Annotated in this window: 12 protein-coding genes and 1 pseudogene; 9 read left to right on the forward strand and 4 right to left on the reverse strand. The window is 46.1% G+C overall.

Annotated features, from left to right (window positions below):
* Window positions 1-91 precede the first annotated feature (91 nt).
* From addB to AC3B4V_RS00455, 9 genes and pseudogenes are all read left to right on the forward strand, one after another.
* Window positions 92-3,523, forward strand: coding sequence for a helicase-exonuclease AddAB subunit AddB (addB, locus tag AC3B4V_RS00415; RefSeq protein WP_488377508.1), 3,432 nt, complete (start codon window positions 92-94; stop codon window positions 3,521-3,523).
* Window positions 3,520-7,071 carry a helicase-exonuclease AddAB subunit AddA gene (gene addA / locus AC3B4V_RS00420; protein WP_488377509.1) on the forward strand — a complete coding sequence of 1,184 codons (3,552 nt, stop codon included), beginning with the start codon at window positions 3,520-3,522 and terminating at the stop codon, window positions 7,069-7,071. Before addB ends, addA begins: the two co-directional genes overlap by 4 nt.
* Before the next feature lie 206 nt (window positions 7,072-7,277).
* On the forward strand, window positions 7,278-7,655 hold the full coding sequence (locus tag AC3B4V_RS00425) for a response regulator (protein WP_023467390.1): 378 nt from the start codon (window positions 7,278-7,280) through the stop codon (window positions 7,653-7,655).
* Entirely contained in the window at window positions 7,636-10,179 is a 2,544-nt protein-coding gene (locus tag AC3B4V_RS00430; RefSeq protein WP_373953605.1) for an ATP-binding protein, read from the forward strand. The genes AC3B4V_RS00425 and AC3B4V_RS00430 overlap by 20 nt, the downstream gene beginning before the upstream one ends.
* An 84-nt stretch (window positions 10,180-10,263) precedes the next feature.
* Window positions 10,264-10,644 carry a DUF1516 family protein gene (locus AC3B4V_RS00435; RefSeq protein ID WP_023467392.1) on the forward strand — a complete coding sequence of 127 codons (381 nt, stop codon included), beginning with the start codon at window positions 10,264-10,266 and terminating at the stop codon, window positions 10,642-10,644.
* A gap of 187 nt (window positions 10,645-10,831) precedes the next feature.
* Entirely contained in the window at window positions 10,832-11,782 is a 951-nt protein-coding gene (locus tag AC3B4V_RS00440; RefSeq protein ID WP_347355566.1) for a class I SAM-dependent methyltransferase, read from the forward strand.
* A 106-nt stretch (window positions 11,783-11,888) separates the two neighbouring features.
* Window positions 11,889-13,378 (forward strand): annotated as a pseudogene (locus AC3B4V_RS00445) (phytoene desaturase family protein).
* Window positions 13,375-14,856, forward strand: coding sequence for a phytoene desaturase family protein (locus AC3B4V_RS00450; protein ID WP_488377510.1), 1,482 nt, complete (start codon window positions 13,375-13,377; stop codon window positions 14,854-14,856). Before AC3B4V_RS00445 ends, AC3B4V_RS00450 begins: the two are co-directional and overlap by 4 nt.
* Window positions 14,816-15,649: a phytoene/squalene synthase family protein gene (locus tag AC3B4V_RS00455; protein WP_055966987.1), complete on the forward strand. Its 834-nt coding sequence runs from the start codon at window positions 14,816-14,818 to the stop codon at window positions 15,647-15,649. Before AC3B4V_RS00450 ends, AC3B4V_RS00455 begins: the two co-directional genes overlap by 41 nt.
* A gap of 420 nt (window positions 15,650-16,069) precedes the next feature.
* On the opposite strand, the gene AC3B4V_RS00460 is transcribed toward AC3B4V_RS00455, so the two are convergent.
* The 4 genes from AC3B4V_RS00460 to AC3B4V_RS00475 are packed head-to-tail and all read right to left on the reverse strand — an operon-like array spanning window position 16,070 to window position 20,056.
* A complete protein-coding gene (locus AC3B4V_RS00460; protein WP_488377511.1) occupies window positions 16,070-17,542 on the reverse strand; it encodes a phytoene desaturase family protein in 1,473 nt (490 codons plus the stop codon).
* Window positions 17,543-17,557: 15 nt separating this feature from the next.
* A complete protein-coding gene (locus tag AC3B4V_RS00465) occupies window positions 17,558-18,634 on the reverse strand; it encodes a glycosyltransferase family 2 protein (RefSeq protein ID WP_488377512.1) in 1,077 nt (358 codons plus the stop codon).
* Window positions 18,631-19,332 carry a lysophospholipid acyltransferase family protein gene (locus AC3B4V_RS00470; RefSeq protein ID WP_488377513.1) on the reverse strand — a complete coding sequence of 234 codons (702 nt, stop codon included), beginning with the start codon at window positions 19,330-19,332 and terminating at the stop codon, window positions 18,631-18,633. The genes AC3B4V_RS00465 and AC3B4V_RS00470 overlap by 4 nt, the downstream gene beginning before the upstream one ends.
* Window positions 19,301-20,056 carry a carotenoid biosynthesis protein gene (locus AC3B4V_RS00475; protein WP_488377514.1) on the reverse strand — a complete coding sequence of 252 codons (756 nt, stop codon included), beginning with the start codon at window positions 20,054-20,056 and terminating at the stop codon, window positions 19,301-19,303. The genes AC3B4V_RS00470 and AC3B4V_RS00475 overlap by 32 nt, the downstream gene beginning before the upstream one ends.
* Window positions 20,057-20,178 lie beyond the last annotated feature (122 nt).

Consider the following 20,178-nt stretch of genomic DNA (forward strand, 5'->3'; position numbering starts at 1 on the left):
TTATACGTAGAAGACATGCGCCAAAAACAGTACATTTGTTCTTGTTTGTGAGATACTAAGAGTAAAGAAAAACGAGAAGGAGGTTTTCTTGATGAACCATATGCATATTGGTCGTGCCGGTAGTGGGAAAACGACACAATTGATCGAGCGCGTCGTACAAGAACTCGAGCAACGACCACTAGGAGAGAAGATGTATTTCATCGTTCCAGATCAGATATCATTTGAAATGGAGCGGCGGATTGCGACAGATGAACGGATAGCAGGTCTTGTTCGTCTTGAGGTCATGAGTCTACGGCGCTTTGCGTTTCATATTTTACGCGATTACGGGAATCAAGCGATTCCATTTCTTGATGAGACGGGGACGCAGCTATTACTGCGACAGGTCGTTGAGGAATCAGAAGACGAACTGAAGATTTTTAAACGAACTAAAAACATGCCTGGATTTTTCCAAGGACTTGATGAGCTCATTGCGTCGTTTAAACGTTCGTTGATTGAGCCAGACATGTTGCGTCAAGTGAGTGATCGCTTTCTCGAACGGTCACCGAAATTAAACGACCTTGCGTTGATTTATGAGCGCTTTACGGAACGAATCGTCGATAAAGCACTCCATGCAGACGATTACTATACGACGTTGCTCGAATTACTTCCAAAAGCGCGACTGGATCAAGCGACGATCATCGTCGACGGATTTTATGAATTTTCGCTCCAGGAACAACAAGTTTTACTCGCCTTGATGCAACAAGTGGCTGAAATGCATATTAGTTTTACGATGGATGCAACGGATCCTTATGCGAAACAAACTTCTTTTGGTGTGTCTCAGCGGTGCTACATGCAATTGATCGGTCAGATGCAGGAACTGTCGATTCCATATGAAGAAATTTTGTATGATCAACCAATCAAGTTTCAATCAGAAGGACTACGACATTTGGAGCAGGCCTTGTTGAAGCCGGGATATCCTCCTGTCGATCATGACATTGAGGGCTTTCAGATGACAGCTGCAGTTAACCGTCAAGTTGAAGCAGAATCAGCCGTGCGGAAAGCGATTCAACTCGTTCGACAAAAAGGGTATCGGTTTCATGAGATGGCATTCGTCGTGCGACATCTTGAGCCGTATGCGGATCACTTGGAACGAGCCTTCCACATGTATGATGTTCCATATTTCTTGGATCAACGTGAGTCGATGGTTCATCATCCACTCGTTGACTTGATTCAATCTGCTTTAGACATCGTAACGTCGGGTTATCGGGAAGAAACGGTCTTTTGTTTACTGAAGACGGAGCTCTTGCCAATTCCCGCAGAAGATGCGCGTCTAGCGCTCGATCGTTTTGAGACGTTCGTGCTCGAACGCGGCATCAAAGGGTCGATGTGGCAACAACCGTGGCAATTAAAGCGGCGCCTAGCAGAGGAAGTTCGCTTAACGGAAGAGGAGCTTGCGCAAGAAGAAGAACTGAACCATTTACGAACATTCGTCGTCGACTTGATTGAACCGTTGCACCGTCGGCTGAAACAGGCGAAGACGATGAGCGCGTATACGAAAGGTCTTTATCAATTCCTTGAAGAACAAAAAATTGCAGAACGTTTAATGGAATGGCGTAAGCAAGCACTAGAGCAGGATCAATTACTTGTTGCGCGCGAGCATGATCAAGTATATGAAGCGATACTTCATCTATTCGAGCAGCTAGAAGCTGCTGCGCCTGAGCATACCTTATCAACGGATTTGTTCGTCCAGATGGTCGAGACAGGACTTGAGAGCCTTCGTTTTGCACTTGTTCCGCCATCGCTCGATCAAGTCATCGCGACGGACTATGTCCGTGGACGATTACAACGAGTAAAAGTCGTCTTTTTACTCGGAGCGAATGATGGTCTGATTCCGTTCGTTCAAGATCAATCAAAGTTACTGTCCGAAAATGATCATGACTTTTTACATGAGCATGGTATTCCGGTTGGAAAAGCGTCTCTTGATGTGTTTGATGATGAGCTGTTTTACCTGTATCAAGGGATGATGGCTCCAAGTGAAGCCTTGTATGTCAGTTACGCACTGGTCGATGAAGAAGGTAAGGCGCTTCAGCCGGCAGCGATCACAAAACAATTAAAGCGACAATTGTTGCTCGATCGTCCGATCAAAACACACTTTGCGGAAGCTGGGGAACACGCACCGCAAGAACAACTTGATTTCGTAACGAGTCCAGATCGCGCGGCAGCAGCGACGGCGATCGAGCTGCGCCGTTTGCAACGACGTTATCCGATTCAGCCGATTTGGTTCGAAGTGTACAATACGCTTCTCGAAAACGGACAGGGACGTGAACGGATGGGGTTATTCTCGAGTGCCTTGTTCTATCAAAATCAAGCGGAAGCCTTGCCGGAGGGTTTGGCGCATCGTCTATATGGTGATTCACTGCAAGCGAGCGTTTCGCGTTTTGAGACCTATAACGCCTGCTCGTATAAGCATTTTGCTCGATACGGACTTCGTTTACGCGAGCGGAAGCTGTATAAATTTGAAGCACCGGACATCGGGAATCTGTTCCACGGCGCATTAAATGATCTGTCGCTCAGTATTAAAGCTTCTGGACGACACTGGCGAGAGATCGACGGCGAGACGTGCGGAACACTTGCGAAGGAAGCTGTCGAAAAGGTGACACCGGAAATTCAGAATGCGATCTTGATGAGTTCGAGTCGCTTCGGGTATATCAAGAAAAAATTGACGGATGTCGTCGAACAAACAGCTAAAATGCTTGTGGAACAAGCAAAACGAACAGATTTTGAACCTGACTTATTTGAAATCAGTTTTGGGAATGCGACGTTCCCGCCATTACGCTTTACGTTACCGGATGGAACAGAAATTGAATTCACGGGTCGCATCGACCGGATTGATCAGGCGACGATTGGTGATCAGCTATACGTTCGAATCATTGATTATAAATCAAGTGCTCGAGGACTTGATTTTGCGGAAATCTATTATGGGCTTGCGATTCAGATGTTGTTGTATTTGAAGACGGTCGTGGAGCAGTCGGAGCTGCTTTATCAACAGCAGGCAAAACCAGCTGGTGCGTTATATTTCCACGTCAAAAACCCGATGTTACGGGGCGATTTATCGGCTGACGAAGAAGAGCGCAACCAACTGTTACTCGAGTCCTATCAAATGCAAGGCGTCATTCTCGAGAATGACGAGGTACTACGAGCGATGGATCATATTGCGTACGATGAACGAAAAAAATCACCGCTCGTCAAAGTGACATTCACAAAAAACGGACTGCATAAGACGCAGACGAAAGGTGTCGTACAAGAGGAAGATTTATCAGCGCTGATGGATCATGCATGGGAGGCATTAAAAGACAGCAGTCAAGATATCTATGATGGGGATATCGCCATCAATCCATTCGATTATCAGGAACGGACACCGTGTAGTTTTTGTGAGTATCGTTCAGTCTGTCAGTTCGATGAATCGCTTGGGAATCAGTATCGCCCATTAAAACCGATGTCTGAAAAAGAGGTACTGGAACGGTTGAAGGAGGAAGAAGAATGAGCGTGCGTTGGACGGAAGAACAACAACAAGCCATTTCAGCTAGAGGTGGACATATCCTCGTCTCAGCGGCAGCGGGATCAGGGAAGACAGCGGTCCTCGTTGAACGGCTGACGCAACGATTGATTGATCCCGAAGATGAGTTGTCGGCTGATCGGATTCTCGTTGCTACCTTTACGAATGCGGCAGCACGTGAGATGAAGACGCGGGTCATTGAGGTGATGGACCAGCGCATCAAAGAGGCACCGGATGATTTGTATTTGAAAAAACAGCGTCAATTAATGAACCGGGCACAAATTACAACGATTCATTCGTTCTGTTTGTCGATTCTGCGCGAGAATTATTACCGGATTGGTCTAGATCCTGCGTTTCGAATTGCCGATGAATCTGAATTACTGTTATTGCAAGACGATGTCTTAGAAGCGGTCTTTGAGTCCTTTTATGCTTCTGAGGACCCGGGATTCTATGATTTGATTGATAGTTATACGTCAGATCGGGATGATCAAGCGATGCTGACACTGATTTCGAATCTCTATCGGTTTTCCCGTTCCTTACCGGATCCGGAAGCTTTTTATGCACATTTAATCAGTCAGTACGATCAGCCAATTGACCCGGATGATTCTCCACTCATGCAACGACTAGTCGAATTAGAGTGGGAAAGTCTCTCGAATTTATTAGGACGTTACCGAGAACTTGCTTTTGAGCTGGAGCAGTCTGGTTATACGGAAATGGGACAGATGATGCGTCAGGACATTGCTCCTTTTACCTCGCTTGAGACGTCGGCACGCCACTGGACGATGGTTGCGCTTGCTTTTCAAGCAGTAGAATTCGGTCGCTGGAAGAGTCCACGCGGGGATGAAGGAATCAAACCGTTTCAAGCAGAGCGGACGCGACTCGTAGCGGAGTTCAAGAAAATGAAAGAGCTGTTCGTCCAAAAGACCGGTGTTGATTACTTGGAGGACTTGCGGTCGCAGTTGCGACACGTCGAGACGATCGTGACACTCGTACGTCAATTTGCAAGCGATTATCTCGAAGCGAAACAACAACGTGGCATCGTCGATTTTTCGGATCTTGAACATTTTGCATTAGAGATTTTGACGGACGAAGGACAACCGTCAGACGTGGCAAAACTTCTGAAGGAACGCTTCGTTGAAGTACTCGTCGACGAATATCAAGATACGAACGAGGTTCAGGAACGCATCATCCAATTGGTCTCGAAAACGGATGAGGCGACAGGAAATCTCTTCATGGTCGGTGACGTCAAACAATCCATCTATAAATTTCGTCATGCAGAGCCAGGATTGTTCCTTGAGAAATTCAAACGATTCCAACAGACCGACGTTGGAACACGAATCGATTTAACAAAAAACTTCCGCAGTCGTCTTGAGGTGCTGGATGGAACGAATCAAATCTTCCGCCAAGTGATGGATGAGACGGTCGGGGAGATTGATTACGATGAAGCCGCGCACCTTCGACTCGGGAATCTGAGTTATCTCGAATCGGAGCAAGTGGCGCCTGAATTACTCTTGATAGATCCTCTTGATAGTGAAAAGGAAGAGGTTGAAGCACGAGCGATTGCGACGCGAATTTTAGAACTCGTTGATTCGAAGCATCCACATCTGATTTACGATGCGAAAGCGAACCGATTCCGAACGTGTGAATACCGCGACATCGTCGTCTTAGCACGGTCGCGTGGTAAGCGTGTCCAAGCGCTTGTCGAAGTGCTCGAACAGTATGAGATTCCGGTCTATGCGGATACGACAGGCGGATACTTCCAAGCGACGGAAATTCAAATCATGATGGCATTGCTCAAGACGATCGATAATCCGCTTCAAGACATTCCATTCGCGAGTCTGTTACGATCGCCGATTTTTGGGGTGGCGGATCGAGATTTAGGACGGATTCGAGCAAAACAAAAAGAAGGAAGCTTTTATGAGGCAGCGCTAGCAATGGCGGCAGAGGAATCATCACTCGGAATTCGAATGGATGAAATCATCCGTCAGATTCAATCATGGCGAACTGAAGCACGTGGGAGTGCCCTACCTGCCTTCATTCGATCGCTCTTTGATCAGACCGGCTATTTTGAATACGTCGGCTGTCTCGCTGGAGGCAAAAGTCGTCAAGCCAACTTGAACGCTTTATATGAGCGAGCGAAGCAATATGAGACGTCCGGTTATCGTGGCCTCTATCGTTTCCTTCGTCTAATCAATCGATTAATTGAACGAGGAGAAGACTTCGCAGAAGCCCGTTCGCTTGGAGAAGACGAGGACGTCGTTCGCATCATGACGATCCACCAATCAAAGGGACTCGAGTTCCCCGTGACGATCGTCAGCCAATTGACGAAGCAATTCAACAAACAGGATCAAATGCAGGCGATTCAGTTGCATAAGACGTATGGCATTGCCCTAGATGCGATTGATCCGATTCGTCGTTTGCGATCTGGGACACTCTTAAAAGAAGTCATCCGCCGGGAAATGGATCGAGAGATGAAGGCAGAAGAGATGCGCGTCTTGTATGTTGCGATGACTCGAGCGAAGGAAAAGTTGATTCTTGTCGGGACAGTCAAGGATTTAGAGGATCAAATGGCGACCTGGCAGATGACGCCACCAGATGAAGTCTTACTACCTGAAAATGATCGACGCCAAGCGAAGAGTTATGCGGAATGGGTCGTTCCGGCAGTCTTACGCAGTAGTTTACTACGTCCCGATGAGACGGATTGGTCGATTCGTGTGATGTCGTTAGAGGAGTTAGCACCGTATCAAGAAATCTCAACACTCGTGGAGCAACTCGAACACGTCCAGAAGCTTGAAAAAATCGATGTGCCGGTTAATTCACAAGTCAAAGAAATTGTCGAAGCGGCATTTTCGTATCAGTATCCGCATGCGCTTGCGACAGAGACGGCAGCAAAACAGACCGTCACGGAACTGAAGCGGGCGGAACAGCTCGAACGTGCAGCATTCGAAACGACATATCGCCAGACGACGTATTACCGAACGCCACAATTCCTCGGACCTGTTTTAAGTGGAGCGGAACGAGGAACGGTCTTACACTTAGCGATGCAATTATATGAACCGGACGAATCGATTTCGCAACAAATTGATCAGTGGGAAGCAACGGAACGCATTACGCCGATTGAAGCGACGACGATGCGGGAAGCGACAACACAGTTACAAGGATTCCTCGACTCTGAAATCGGACAATTGTTCAGCGAACGATTACGGACGAACCACGTCTATCGAGAGTTGCCATTCACATATAAGATCGGGGCATCGCGTTTCCGAAAAGACTGGACAGGTCCAGTGGATGACGCAGTCATGCAAGGAATCGTCGACTGTTTGATTCAGGATGGAGAGTCATATATCTTGCTCGATTATAAATCGGATCAAATCGTTACGACGGAAGTCGGACAGACACCTGCTGATGTGTTAAGGAATCGGTACGCGACTCAGTTGAATCTGTATCAAGAAGCGTTAGAAGCGATTCTTCATATTCAAATTTCACGCAAGGTCATCTATGCGTTTGCTTTAGAAGAAACGATTGATTTAGTGTAATTTAATTTTGATACGATCGAGACCTTCCTCGTCCTACTACTTAAGGTAGAGATGAGGGAGGTTTTAGTATGGGTCGAAAGAGGGATGAGGAATAAGGAGACAAAATCAGTTTCTAAAGTGATTTCCGTTTCTTATTGTGAAAGAACTGTGTAAAATAAAGAAGATATGTTACTTTGGTGATGGATAATTTTGGGAGGTTTTAATAGATGGCACGTATTTTATTAGCAGAAGACGAAGATGTCTTACGAATGTTAGTACTCGATACACTAGAAGATGAAGGATATACGATCGACGAAGCGACGGACGGTGACGAAGCGTATCAAAAAATCATGAACGCTGAGTATGATCTCGTTTTACTCGATTACATGATGCCTGGAATGACAGGGATTGAAGTCATCGAAAAAGTCCGACAACATCCAGATAAGCAACACTTAAAAATCATGATGTTGACGGCTAAAAGTCAACAATCAGACCGCGAACGAGCAGAAGAAATCGGAGCGAATTACTTTTTCTCGAAGCCATTTAGTCCGTTAGAACTGATTGATGTCGTGGGAGGAATACTGAGTGATCACCAAGTGGATTAATCGAAAAATCGGGCGCCAACTCATGGCCTCCTTTTATGTCGTATTAGCTACATTGATGATTTCATCATTGATCGTCTACAACTACACCGATACGAAACTGCAGGCGACTCGGGCGAAATTAGAAGATATCCGTGACCGGAGTGCACGTGCGGGTGCTTTATGGGAAGAGTGGCAGGATGTCCAGTTCAACATGCGCGGTTATGCCTTGATGGGGAATGGTGATCTATACAATCAAGTCATGGCTCAACAAGATAAGATTGATCAGCAGACAGAATGGTTCGAAAAAAATGCGATTTATGATCAAGGAAAGGCATTCGCCCAGTCCTCGAGAGAATTGTATGGTTATTATTTCGATGCGATTTTGCCGCTTATTCAATCCTATGTCCAAGCGAAAGAATCTGGAGATGTCACGGAATCCTTCTTAAAAGGAACAACACTTGCTGAACTGCCACTTGGTCAGCAATTATTAGCTGAAGGTAAGATTCAATTAGATGCTCAAGGAAACATTGATGTACTCTCGGAAATCAATAAGAGCGAGCTAGCACTCGGCGGTTATCGTGAATTTTTGGAGGATTGGGCACAACGGACGAGCGACCAACTGGAACGGGAAATCCGGACGACACAGCTGATTTGGTTAGCGAATATCGTCGTCTTACTTGCCGTCTTGATTTTCTTTATTTATCCGTTTATTCGCCGCATCACGATGGAATTATTATCTCTCGTCAAGAACAGTCAACGGCTTGCGAACGGTGAAGATGTTTCGAGCGTCAAAGTACCGAATCGTAAAGATGAAATCGGAATCCTGGCGTTATCCTTCAATCAGATGGCAAGTTCGATTTCCGAGAACAAGCAGCATTTATTAGCGAAAAATGAAGAATTACAGGCGCAACAGGAAGAATTACAAGCACAGCAAGAAGAATTACAAGCACAGCAAGAAGAACTCGAAGAAGCATTAGAGCTGACGATGCGGAATGAGCAACATTTGCAGTATCGGAATGATTTGACAGAAACGCTCGCGGCACGTGAGTCGTTGACTGCTTATCCAGAAATCATTGAGAAGCTAGTCACGATCACAGATTCTGAGATTGGTGCATTAGTATTTGTTGATGAAGAAGATAGTTATTCTGTCGTTACGTATGGAATGACGGATGAATTGGCAGAACAGCTGCTTCAAAACGATGCGTCTCTCTTAAAACGAGCTGAGTCACTAAAGTCACCTGTTCATTCTTCTAAACAAGTCGCAAGCAATCATCCACTGCCGTACCCGTACTATATGTACGAAACAGCTGTACCGATTCTTGAACCGACGTCTGGTGACATCATCGCGTATATCTACCTTGTCCGTTATCGCGATCAGTTTACGAACGAACAGATGCGTGATGTCATGTCCTTCTCCCGTCAATTATCGCTATCGCTTTTACGGATGCGGTTGTTTGACGAGATGACGAAAGAGAAAACGAAGACAGAGCGGATTCTCGATTCGATTCGAGAGGCCGTCATCTATCTTGAACCGGGGAAAGAAGAGGTCTTCGTCAATCGACCATTATACGATTTATTCCCGGAATTACGTTATGGTGTTCAGACTGAACAGGAGACATTGCAAACGTGCTTAGAAGTCATTCGATCCGTCGTCGACGAACCAGAAGTCTTTAGCCGTTATGTTGATTCAGTTCTGCGTGGAGAATTACCGACCGATAGTTTACAGTTCTCGATTCGAAACGAAACGGTATTCATTCAATTTTATGTCGAGGTGATCCATATCCATCACGTACATAAAGGAACGATGCTCGTCATGCGTGATGTGACGAAAGAGACTGAAATGGATCGTTTGAAATCAGAACTCGTTTCAACCGTCTCTCATGAACTTCGGACGCCACTCTCTTCGATTTACGGATTTACAGAACTCATGCTCAACCGAGACATCGAAGAGTCGCGCCAAGATCGATATTTGCGGACGATCCATTCCGAAACGGAACGTCTTGCGAATCTCGTCAATGATTTCTTAGATGTCCAGCGCATGGAGTCGGGCACACAATCGTATAAAAAAGCATCGGTGAACATCTATACGATTGCTGAAGAAACGACACAATTTTATGCGGCTTCGACACAAGCTCATCAAATTACGTTCCATCATGAGGGAAATCAGTTGCCAGTCATTGAAGCAGATGAAGAAAAAATCAGACAGTTGCTCAATAATTTATTGAATAATGCAGTGAAATATTCACCATCTGGTGGTGCGATCGATGTCGTACTCACGACATCACTTGATCAAGTCATTCTTCAAGTTCGAGATGAGGGAATCGGGATTCCAGAACAATCGCTGAGTCGTCTATTCGAAAAGTTCTATCGCGTCGATAACTCGGATAGTCGAAAAATCGGTGGGACTGGTCTAGGACTAGCTATATGTAAGGAAATCGTCACGGGTCATGGTGGAGAAATTCATGTCGAGTCAGTCGTGAAGGAAGGTAGTCTTTTTACCGTCAAATTTCCACTTGTCCAGTCTACACATGTGACAATCTCCTGAAAAAACCATATATCAACAAAATAACACTAGGTGTTCGTCCTGAAATCAGATACGATGAAATAGGAAAAGAAAGGAGGAAATGAAATGCCAATCACAGCATTCGTTCACACACACGTCTTACTTTGGGTACTTTTATTGGTTACGTTCTTCGTCGCCTTTTCGATGTACAAGAACAACAAAAAAGCTGCAAAAGGGATTCATATGGCGTTCCGTCTTTTACTCTTATTGACGTTCGCGACAGGTCTTTATCTGTACATCAAAATCATGGGGATGTCTGAAAATCCAGACCCACTCTACCATGCGAAGATTACACTCGGCTTACTATCGCTCATCTTTGGAGAGTTGACACTTGTTCGACTTAAAAAAGGAAAAGCTTATTCCGGTTTCGTCATCGGATTCATCGTACTCGTCCTTGTGACAGTATTCCTAGGCTATTCACTCCCATATGGTATGAAATTCTTCTAAGTTCATGCGAAATCAAAGAGTCCTTTTCGACCTTACAGGTTGAAAGGACTCTTTTTGTCATGTTCGTTAGTAATTTTTGTTTACAAGTGGTTGTTATTTGGGAAAAGGGATGTATTACACAGTAGAGAGGGGAACGCTTGTGGCACAGTTGAAGGAATGGACGAAAGTTTTTCGGGCACGAAAATGGATGAAACGCGCAGAACCGGTGTTACCACTTTGGCATGGGTATATCGGTTATAAATATGGGTTATTCGATGCTCTTCAAACAGGAGCAACACAAGCAGAGGCACAGCTACGAATGCAGCGTCCGCTGACACAGGAAGCGTTATCCCGCTGGTTCGAAGTCGGTGTCGCAGTCGGTCACTTGAAGAAAAAAGATTTACGCTATACAGCGACTCGCCATGTTCTTCCGGAACTCTCTCAATCAGACGATCGCAGTATCGGATTCATGTTATCGGAAATGATGGAGCTGCACTTGCCAGCACTATTCTCTTATCCTCAATTTTTAGAAGAGGGTCAACAAAAGACCTTTAATGGAGAGGAACATGGAGACATCGTGGCTGAAACTTCAGCTCTCGTTGAGACGGTTGCTTTCCCGGCAGTACGCCATATCATTCGCAGTCGTAATCTGACCTCACTCCTTGATATTGGTTGTGCTTATGGTGGATATCTCCGTAAAATTCACGAGGCATTGCCGGACTTACGACTCGCCGGAATCGATATTGAAGAATCCGTCATCGCCGAAGCAAAACGACGAGATACGAGCGGAGAGATTGATTTTGTCGTCGGGGACATCAAAACGTTTGATGTAAAAGAGACATATGACGGTGTCATGATGAATAATATTTTGTATTACTTCCCGCAACCGGAGCGCCTTGCGCTATTAGAAGGAGTTCGTCGTTTCGTCAAGGATGATGGAACAGTCATTCTCGTCACACCATTACGCGACAGTTCACACGGTGCACCATTCTCAGCAGCATTCAATGCCTTCATGACGTTGCATGAGAATCTGTATCCATTACCAAGTAAGGAAGAATTGAAAGAAGATCTAACGAAAGCTGGGTTTGAAAACATTTCGATCACACCATTCTTAAAAGAAGGTGCCTGGTATATCGTCACTGCAAACGCCACTTCCTAAGCGAAGTCTGGCGTTTTTACAGTTGGAAGACAGTTCAAATTTGTTGCTTTTACTATGTGCTTAGTATAATAGTTGAAACGATGAGAGATAAAAAGGAGAGATTTGGGTGAAGCGACGCGTAGCAGTGATTGGAGCAGGACCTGGGGGACTTGCATGTGCCTTGTTATTAGCAGGAAAAGGAGTAGACGTCACCGTTTACGAAAAACAAACGCAAGTCGGTGGACGAACTTCTGCCGTCAAGCTAGGTGACTATACGTTCGATCGAGGACCAACATTCCTTAATATGCCGCATATTTTAGAAAACGTTTTCACGAAGCCGGTTTACGATTAGAAGATTATTTAGATTTAAAGGCACTTGATCCGATGTATACACTCTATTTCAAAGGCGGAACAGAGGAGTTTACGATGACGACGGATCGGGACAGGATGAAAGAGGCAATCGAACGACAATTTCCTGGAAACGGGGAAGGGTACGATCGATTCATGGCAGAGCAAGCACTTAAGCTTGGAAAACTCATGCCAATCTTACAGACACGTCACGATCGGCTGACGGATTACTTATCACCGCGTGTCTTAACGGCACTGCCACGCCTATCGCTCGGACGATCGCTTTATGATGTTTTATCCGATTACTTCACGAGCGAAGAATTGAAGTATTCTTTTACATTCCAAGCGAAATACTTAGGCATGTCAGCATGGGAATGTCCGGGTGGTTTTTCGATCTTGTCTTACATGGAACATGCTTACGGTGTCCATCATCCGATTGGTGGGATGCATCAAGTACCGCTTGCAATGCAACGTGCGATCGAGGAGCTAGGTGGAACCGTACAGTTAGGTGCGGGCGTCGAACAATTGATTTTAAACGGAAAAGCTGTCGAAGGAGTCATCCTCGAGTCAGGTCAACATGAGTTATTCGATGAAGTCATCATCGGTGCCGATTTCGCACATGCGATGAATCATCTGGTGCCGGAAGGGGTTTTGAAAAAATGGTCCCGACCAAAAATTGACCGCAAAAAATTCTCGTGTTCGACGTTCATGTTATACCTTGGTGTCAACCGGACGTTCGATGCACCACACCATACGATTTACTTTGCAGAGGATTATGAGAAAAACGTTCGCGAGATGACGCAGACTTTAGAATTATCGGATGACTTTTCGTTCTATGTCCAAAATCCATCCGTGATTGATCCAACGCTAGCACCTGAAGGCAAGTCTGCTATGTATGTCTTAGTGCCAGTGCCGAACAATTACTCTGAACTTGATTGGTCGATCGAAGGACCGAAACTACGTCGCCGTGTTCTGGACGCTCTTGAAACGCGTTCACCGTATCAAGGGATTGAGGCGGCAATCGAAGTCGAAGAGATGTTTACGCCAGACGACTGGGAAGCGATGGGGATCCATCAAGGCGCGACGTTCAATCTCGGTCATCAGTTGACACAGATGATGTACTTCCGCCCGCATAATCAATTTGAAGAGCTCGATCATCTGTATCTCGTCGGAGGTGGCACACATCCGGGGAGCGGGTTACCGACGATTTTCGAATCCGCGCGTATTACGGCAGAACTCGTGCTCAAAAAAGAAGGGGTGCGGACATGAAGATAGGATTCGTAGGAGCCGGTGTCGGTACACTGCATGCAGCGCTTTTGCTGACAGCAAGACATCCTGGAGTCGAGATTACGATTTTTGAAAAAGAAGCACATGTCGGTGGTCGATTACGATCCGTCGATTTTGAATCGGGTGGCCGCATCGATGAAGGTCCGACGATCGTTCTGATGCCAGGCAAGTTAAAAGAGCAGTTGGCAGAAGCCGGCGTGACGGGAGTAGAACTTGAACGGGTCGATCCATTGTATGACCTTCACTTCGACGATGGTACCGTCGTTACGAAAGTAGCCGATGTCGTGGATCAAGCGATCGCGATCGAACGTCAATTCGGTGAAGGTCGTGGATTTTATGAATTCATGCATCAAAAAGAAAAGGATTATAAGACGAGTGTATCGAAATTTTTAGAACGTGGTTATCGTAGGAAGACGGAGTTGTTGCACCCAGACATGATGCGTCCATTATTACAGATGCATGCTCTAGAGACTGCACATGACCATTTGAAGCGATACTTCAAGAGTAAATATTTGCGCATGGCATACAGTTTCCCGACATTTTATATCGGCGGAAACCCTTATACGACACCATCGATTTACGGTTTGATTCCGTACCGGGAACAAGCAGAAGGTGTCTGGTATGTAAAAGGTGGCTATTTCTCGCTTGCTGAACGCATGTATGACACATTAGTCGAACGTGGTGTCCGATTCGTCTTCGAGGCACCCGTTGAACGAATCGTCGTCGACCAAGGACAGGCAAAGGAAATCGTCTTACAAGATGGCACACAGGAAGCATTCGATCAAATCGTACTAAATGGAGAGTTTCCATTGATGGAACGCCTTGTAGAAGGTAAACAACCTAAGACCTATACACCTTCAGGCGGTACGCTATTGCTATATTTCAAGATGAAAGGGAAAGTCGATTTACCGGTGCATCGCTTTTTGATGCCAAACGACTTGGAACCGCTCATGACGAATATCTTTAAAAAAGGACGATTACCTGAACATCCGGCAGTCTATCTGTTCCATCCGAGTCGGATTGACCGTAGTTTAACAGGAACGGACGATAGCGTCGTCTATTCATTAATTCCTTCTCCGCGTGGCTATGGTGTAGAAGATTATGAAAAAGTAGACTTCATTGAGACCGTACTTGAAAAAATCGAGCATCATCATCCGGGATTCCGGGAAAAGATACAAGAAATGAAGATTCGTACACCTAATGATGCACAGGCCTTTGGGTTATATCAGGGAGGTAGTTTTGGGATTGCGCCGACGATTCGCCAATCGGCTGCCTTAAAGACACAGGCAAAACCGTATCCGGATATCGATCGATTATATGCCGTCGGTGCATCGGTGCATCCGTGTGGAGGAGTACCAGTCGTCATGATGGGCGCAACGATACTCGTAAACCGAATGGAACAAGAGATGGGGTGGAAACATGAATTCAGTGACGATCCAGAACGCGTATATCAAATGTGAGGAAGTCATTCAGTCCGGATCTAAGACGTTCTATAAAGCCTTTTCACTCTTACCAAAAGCAGATCGACAAGCTGTTTATGCCATCTATACATTTTGCCGGTTCCTCGATGATACCGTCGATGAGTCGGATACGCCGAAAGAGAGCTTACTAGCTTTCTTGAATGAATTCAAACGATTCCGTGATGGCGAAGTATTAGATAAACCGTTATGGATTGCGTTGGCAGACGTATTTGAACGTTATGAAATGGATGAGACACCATTCCTTGAGCTCGCGGAAGGGATGCGTTGGGATATCGAGAAAAATCGTTATCAGACGCTTGAAGAGACAGAGCAATACAGCTACTACGTAGCGAGTACTGTCGGTTTGATGTTGTTGCCCATCCTTGCACCGCAACAGCCTGATCTCCGTAAGTCTGCTATTGATCTTGGAATTGCGATGCAACTGACGAATATTTTACGTGATGTTGGTGAAGATGCAAAACGCGGCCGTATCTACTTGCCTCATTCATGGATGGAGACATACGGTGTCACAGCGGAATCGTTACTCGCTGGTCGTCCTTCAGGAGACTTTATCGGTCTCTGGGAAGAGGTTGCACTTCGAGCAGAGCATCTGTATGACGCAGCGATTCCATCGTTTGAACGGTATCCACGAGAGAGTCGGCGTGCTCTGAAGGCTGCTGCTTTCCTGTACCGTGGTATACTCGATGCAGCGCGGGATAATCACTATGACGTCTTTACAAAACGGGCGTACGTCAGCCGTTGGCAAAAAATGAAGTTACTTGCTACGATTTAATACATGACCATAGAAAAAGACCTTGGCGGGGACCAAGGTCTTTTTTCTATGGTCTGAGACCGGGGAGTCTCAGATTACTTCTACACCAGAGCGAACATCTGGACTACGAGATAGGTCTGTTTCGACCACGGGGATGGTCTTTTCTTTATCGAGCTATCTGTGGACCATTCGGATGAGACGATCTAAGGGGGAACGTCGTAAGTCATGCGAATGGACACACGATGAGTCACGTGATGAAATGGGTGGGTCCCATTTGATTTCGCTGGTTAGAAAAAGTAAGTTCTTCAACGCTCTTGACTCGGGGAAGTCACCTTGCGCTTGATTGAGGATGTGGGGTCAATCACTACCTCTTGAACTCGAAGTAATCGTATCAAATCTTAGTTGTCCGTACAAGTGATTGATATGCAATTCACATAACGTTCACAGGGTAGCGGCGACAGCAGAGACGATTCGTTCACTTGCTAGTTTTCCTGAAAGCGTCACCATTGGACTACCACCACCAGGATGCGTTGATCCACCGGCAAAAAACAAATTGTGAACATTCTTTGAACGGTTGCTCGGACGGAGGAAAGACGACCGGATGCCATTGGATGACAAGCCATATAACGAGCCGTGATAGGCAAAGAAGGTTTGTTCGATATCCTGTGGCGTGACCCGTTGCTCGAAGACGACATCGGACGAAATATCAATCCCAAAGGACTGCAATCGTTGATTGATCAGTTGATCATACGTATCAAAATCAATCGCATGTCCAGTATCCGTTGCAGGTGCATTGACGAGCACGAATAAGTTATCACCTGCTTGTCCCATTTCTGGTGCTGTGACGGAAGAATTCGAGATATAGATCGTCGGCTCCTCAGCGTAACGTTTTTCATCAAAGAGTGCCTTGAACTCAGCTTCGTAATCTGAAGAGAAGAAGACGTTATGATGAGCCAGCCCTTCGATCCGACGTGAGAGACCGATACATCGGACATAGGCAGAAATCGACGGTTCGACTTGAGCAGGTGTCGGATTTTTAAAATCAGGTCGTGCCGTTTCCGAGATCAGACGTGGATATTGTGTCAACAAATCACCGTTCATGACGACAAAGTCAACCGGGAGATATTCCAAGTGATTCAATTCAATTTCCGTTGCTTGTCCATCGACGACTTCGATCTGTGTCACTTCATCGCCAAGACGGAAGACGACACCTAGTTCTTTTGCACGTCGGGCGAACCCTTCTGCGATTGCTGTATTACCATCATTTGTGAAGTAGACACCGTCATTTAGTTCTAAATGAGCGATTAAACTGAAGGTAGCGGGTGTTTGATACGGATTACTCCCGATATACGTCGCATAACGATCGAGTGCCTGAATCAACCCTTTATCCTTAAAGTAGTGCTTATGCAACCCATGAAGGTTTTGAAAGGGATGCACTTTCAACATGTCTCGCCAGAGGGAGGGGCGGATATACGAATCAATATTCGTAAAGAATTGTTGTTTTGCGATCGTATGCAACTTCGCCACTTCTTCTTGGTAACCTGTAATATCGTTCTTCGCCAACTGACCGTTCGTGAAACGATCTACTTCTGTCCGCATCGCTTCGCGTCCAGACGAAAATGTTAATGTTCTTCCATCGGAAAAATGATTGACCGTATGACGTTCAAGTTTCGTGAATGTAAAGTACTCATCGGGATCCGCACCGGATTCAAGAATGACAGACTGAAAAACTTCCGGCATCGTGATCGTATTCGGACCAAAATCGAAGCGATGTCCTTCTGTGACGATCGGCATCATTTTGCCACCGATATGTGTATTGCGCTCGATGACCGTGACGCGAAATCCTTTTGCTGCTAATGAGATAGCAGCGCTGAGTCCACCAAGACCGGCTCCGATGACAGCTATATGTTTCATGATACTGATTCCTCCTTATGAATAGGTCCTACCCTTCCATGTGATTTCCCGTTTCCTAAAGCTTCGAATCATCGCACTTGCTAGCAAGATGACATAAAGGAATACCGCCAGTGGATGGAGCCACCAAACATGTCGGATTCGTGCCGCACGATCGATCCGGAATCGTGCTAAATAAAGAAGAATCAGTGCGCCACCCATCTGCCAGGATGGGTGGAGGATGAGATAAGGTAGGACACTTGCTTGAACCAAGTAAAAGAGTAGAAAGTATGATCCGACGATATAAGAATCGTTCATCCCACGAAAGACATTCTTTAGAAAACCTTGCCAGACTTCTTCGTTCGTGGCGTACATATCACAAGAGACTGCTGGGGCGACTTCGACGAGCGTCGTCGTCAACCCGTGTCGTTTAAATGTACGACAAAGTTCTAAATCGTCAACGAGAGCCGATTGGATGCTTTCATGTCCACCGACTTGGTCATACGCGTATCGTTCGACGAGAACGACCATGCCGTTGGCTGCAGCAAACGCTGGATGTTTCACCTTGCGAAACGGAATCGGAAGATGCTGCGCGATAAGAACATGTTGCATCGGAATCAAACACTTCCCTAGAAACGTCGGTACAGGAAAGGACGGGAAACCGGAAAGGAAAACAGCTCGTTCTGTTCGTAACGTTCCGTATAAGCGACAAATCGCATCAGGTGTCAGTGTCACATCAGCATCGAGGAATAACAGATAGTCCTCTGTCGTTCGTTTCGCGAGTTGATGACATGCATGAACCTTTCCTGCCCAGCCTGCTGGTAAGGGAAGACCATCAATCACTGTAAAACGGTCGTCTTGACCAATCCGATCGAGCAATAACTCATGCGTCCGATCGGTCGAGCGGTCTTCATATAAGTAAACGTGCATCCCTGGTGTCAGAGCAGGTTCTAATGCGTCTAGTAATTTTCGTACATTACGCTCCTCATTCCGTAACGGGATGCAAATTGCTAGACTATCTGGTTGAACGGGATCCGTTAATCGTGGTAGAAAAGCTAAATTGATCCATGTATAGAGACAGACAGCTAGAGCGAAGAGGAGAAAGAACCAACTCATGACCGAAGGGCCCGTAACCAGCGCTCCGTTCGTGCAGGAAGTGGTTCCCTTCGGGTAGAGATACAGCGATACAAATCAACACGTTCCGCAATCGCATCTGCTCGAATGTCGTCGTATAAAGCAGTTAGTTCTACCGTCAGTCGTTTTGCCTGAGCACTTGACCGTTCGTCAGGTAATGGATGAAAGCGACGCGTCCGGATGTAGACGTCCGGTTGCTGTTCATGTCCATATGAATAATAAAAGGCGACGAGAGACACATGATGCGTATAGCGCGTTAAATGTGTGGCACCACTTGCTAAGCGAAGCGGACGGTCCTCTTGATGACGTTCCTCGCCTTGCGGAAACATCCAGACGCTGCTGCCATTTTGAAGTCGTTCTTTTGCATAATGAAGGCTTGTCTTGATATCAGCGAATGATGTCCGGTCAACAGAGAAAGCTCCGAGACGGGAGAAGAACGGGAAACGAGCAAGCCCTGCTTGATCGATCATGACGTAGGGGTCGTGATGGAAACAGGTCTGATCCAAATGAAAAAGAATCATACCATCCCACCAAGAACTGTGCGTAGCAAGCATGAGACCAGGGACAGGTAGATCGTCTGCTCGATATAAGACACGATGGAAATGACGTCGGATCAAAGCATGATCGACATACGTATGAAATACGGACTCAGCTAATTTGCTTTTGTTTGCTTCTTTCAACGATAACCCCTCGTTTCACAATGAAATAGACGATGAATGCACTTAAGCTGATCAAAGTGACGCCATAGAGACCAGCAACTCCTGCCGTTACACCGAATAAAGAGTGCAACATCAAAAAGAGATACTGATTGTTTTGTTCGAGTGCGGCATCCTTCGCCTTGACTTGATAGCGATTGATGAAAAAGGAAAAGACGAGCGCCGTTCCATACCACCCGAAGAAGTTCTGTGTCGGAATATCGTAATACCAGCCATCGTCTTGCCAAAGCCAATAAGATTTCACGTTAGCAGCAACAGGATCGATCGCTAAATCGAGCCAGACGGCGAACAATGGAACGAGAATCAATGTACTATAGCGAAACGAAAACAAACGGGAGAAAGCGAGACTCGCCCCCATGACCGACAGCCATGCAGCCCCGATCGTAATCGGTACACCTAATAATTGGACACCGAAATCCGACTCGTAACGATATGTTCCAAACGGCCAACCGGTATGGACCCCAATCGACTCAATGATGATCGAACCAAAGAAGATGAAGGGGATGACAAGACGTCCCTTCGGTAAGACATGCCAAAAATAGAGTGCTGCGTATAAGCCGGAAGCGAATAAAAAGACGGCATTGGCCCACTCGAGCCAAGGGGGAAGTAACGAAAAACCAACTAAGATCAAGCCGATGGTGAACCAAATCGAAAAGAAAATCCAAAGACGTTTATGAAACTGCTCCATGCGTGACATTCCTCCATTTCCAAAATAGCTTCTGTCATAAGTATACCCATATATCTTGAAAACGAGCGAGGGAGAAGCGGTCTTGTAAAAAAAGTGGTCCGGCTTCTCGTAAGAGAAACCGA

The sequence above is a fragment of the Exiguobacterium sp. E17S genome (genome assembly GCF_057772545.1).

Bases quoted from the DNA above. Each gene is read 5' to 3' on its own strand.
- addB (WP_488377508.1), top strand. From the start codon at position 92: ATGAACCATATGCATATTGGTCGTGCCGGTAGTGGGAAAACGACACAA.
- AC3B4V_RS00425 (WP_023467390.1), top strand. From the start codon at position 7,278: ATGGCACGTATTTTATTAGCAGAAGACGAAGATGTCTTACGAATGTTA.
- AC3B4V_RS00455 (WP_055966987.1), top strand. From the start codon at position 14,816: ATGAATTCAGTGACGATCCAGAACGCGTATATCAAATGTGAGGAAGTC.
- AC3B4V_RS00435 (WP_023467392.1), top strand. From the start codon at position 10,264: ATGCCAATCACAGCATTCGTTCACACACACGTCTTACTTTGGGTACTT.
- AC3B4V_RS00450 (WP_488377510.1), top strand. From the start codon at position 13,375: ATGAAGATAGGATTCGTAGGAGCCGGTGTCGGTACACTGCATGCAGCG.
- AC3B4V_RS00475 (WP_488377514.1), bottom strand. From the start codon at position 20,056: ATGGAGCAGTTTCATAAACGTCTTTGGATTTTCTTTTCGATTTGGTTC.
- AC3B4V_RS00460 (WP_488377511.1), bottom strand. From the start codon at position 17,542: ATGAAACATATAGCTGTCATCGGAGCCGGTCTTGGTGGACTCAGCGCT.
- AC3B4V_RS00440 (WP_347355566.1), top strand. From the start codon at position 10,832: ATGAAACGCGCAGAACCGGTGTTACCACTTTGGCATGGGTATATCGGT.
- addA (WP_488377509.1), top strand. From the start codon at position 3,520: ATGAGCGTGCGTTGGACGGAAGAACAACAACAAGCCATTTCAGCTAGA.
- AC3B4V_RS00465 (WP_488377512.1), bottom strand. From the start codon at position 18,634: ATGAGTTGGTTCTTTCTCCTCTTCGCTCTAGCTGTCTGTCTCTATACA.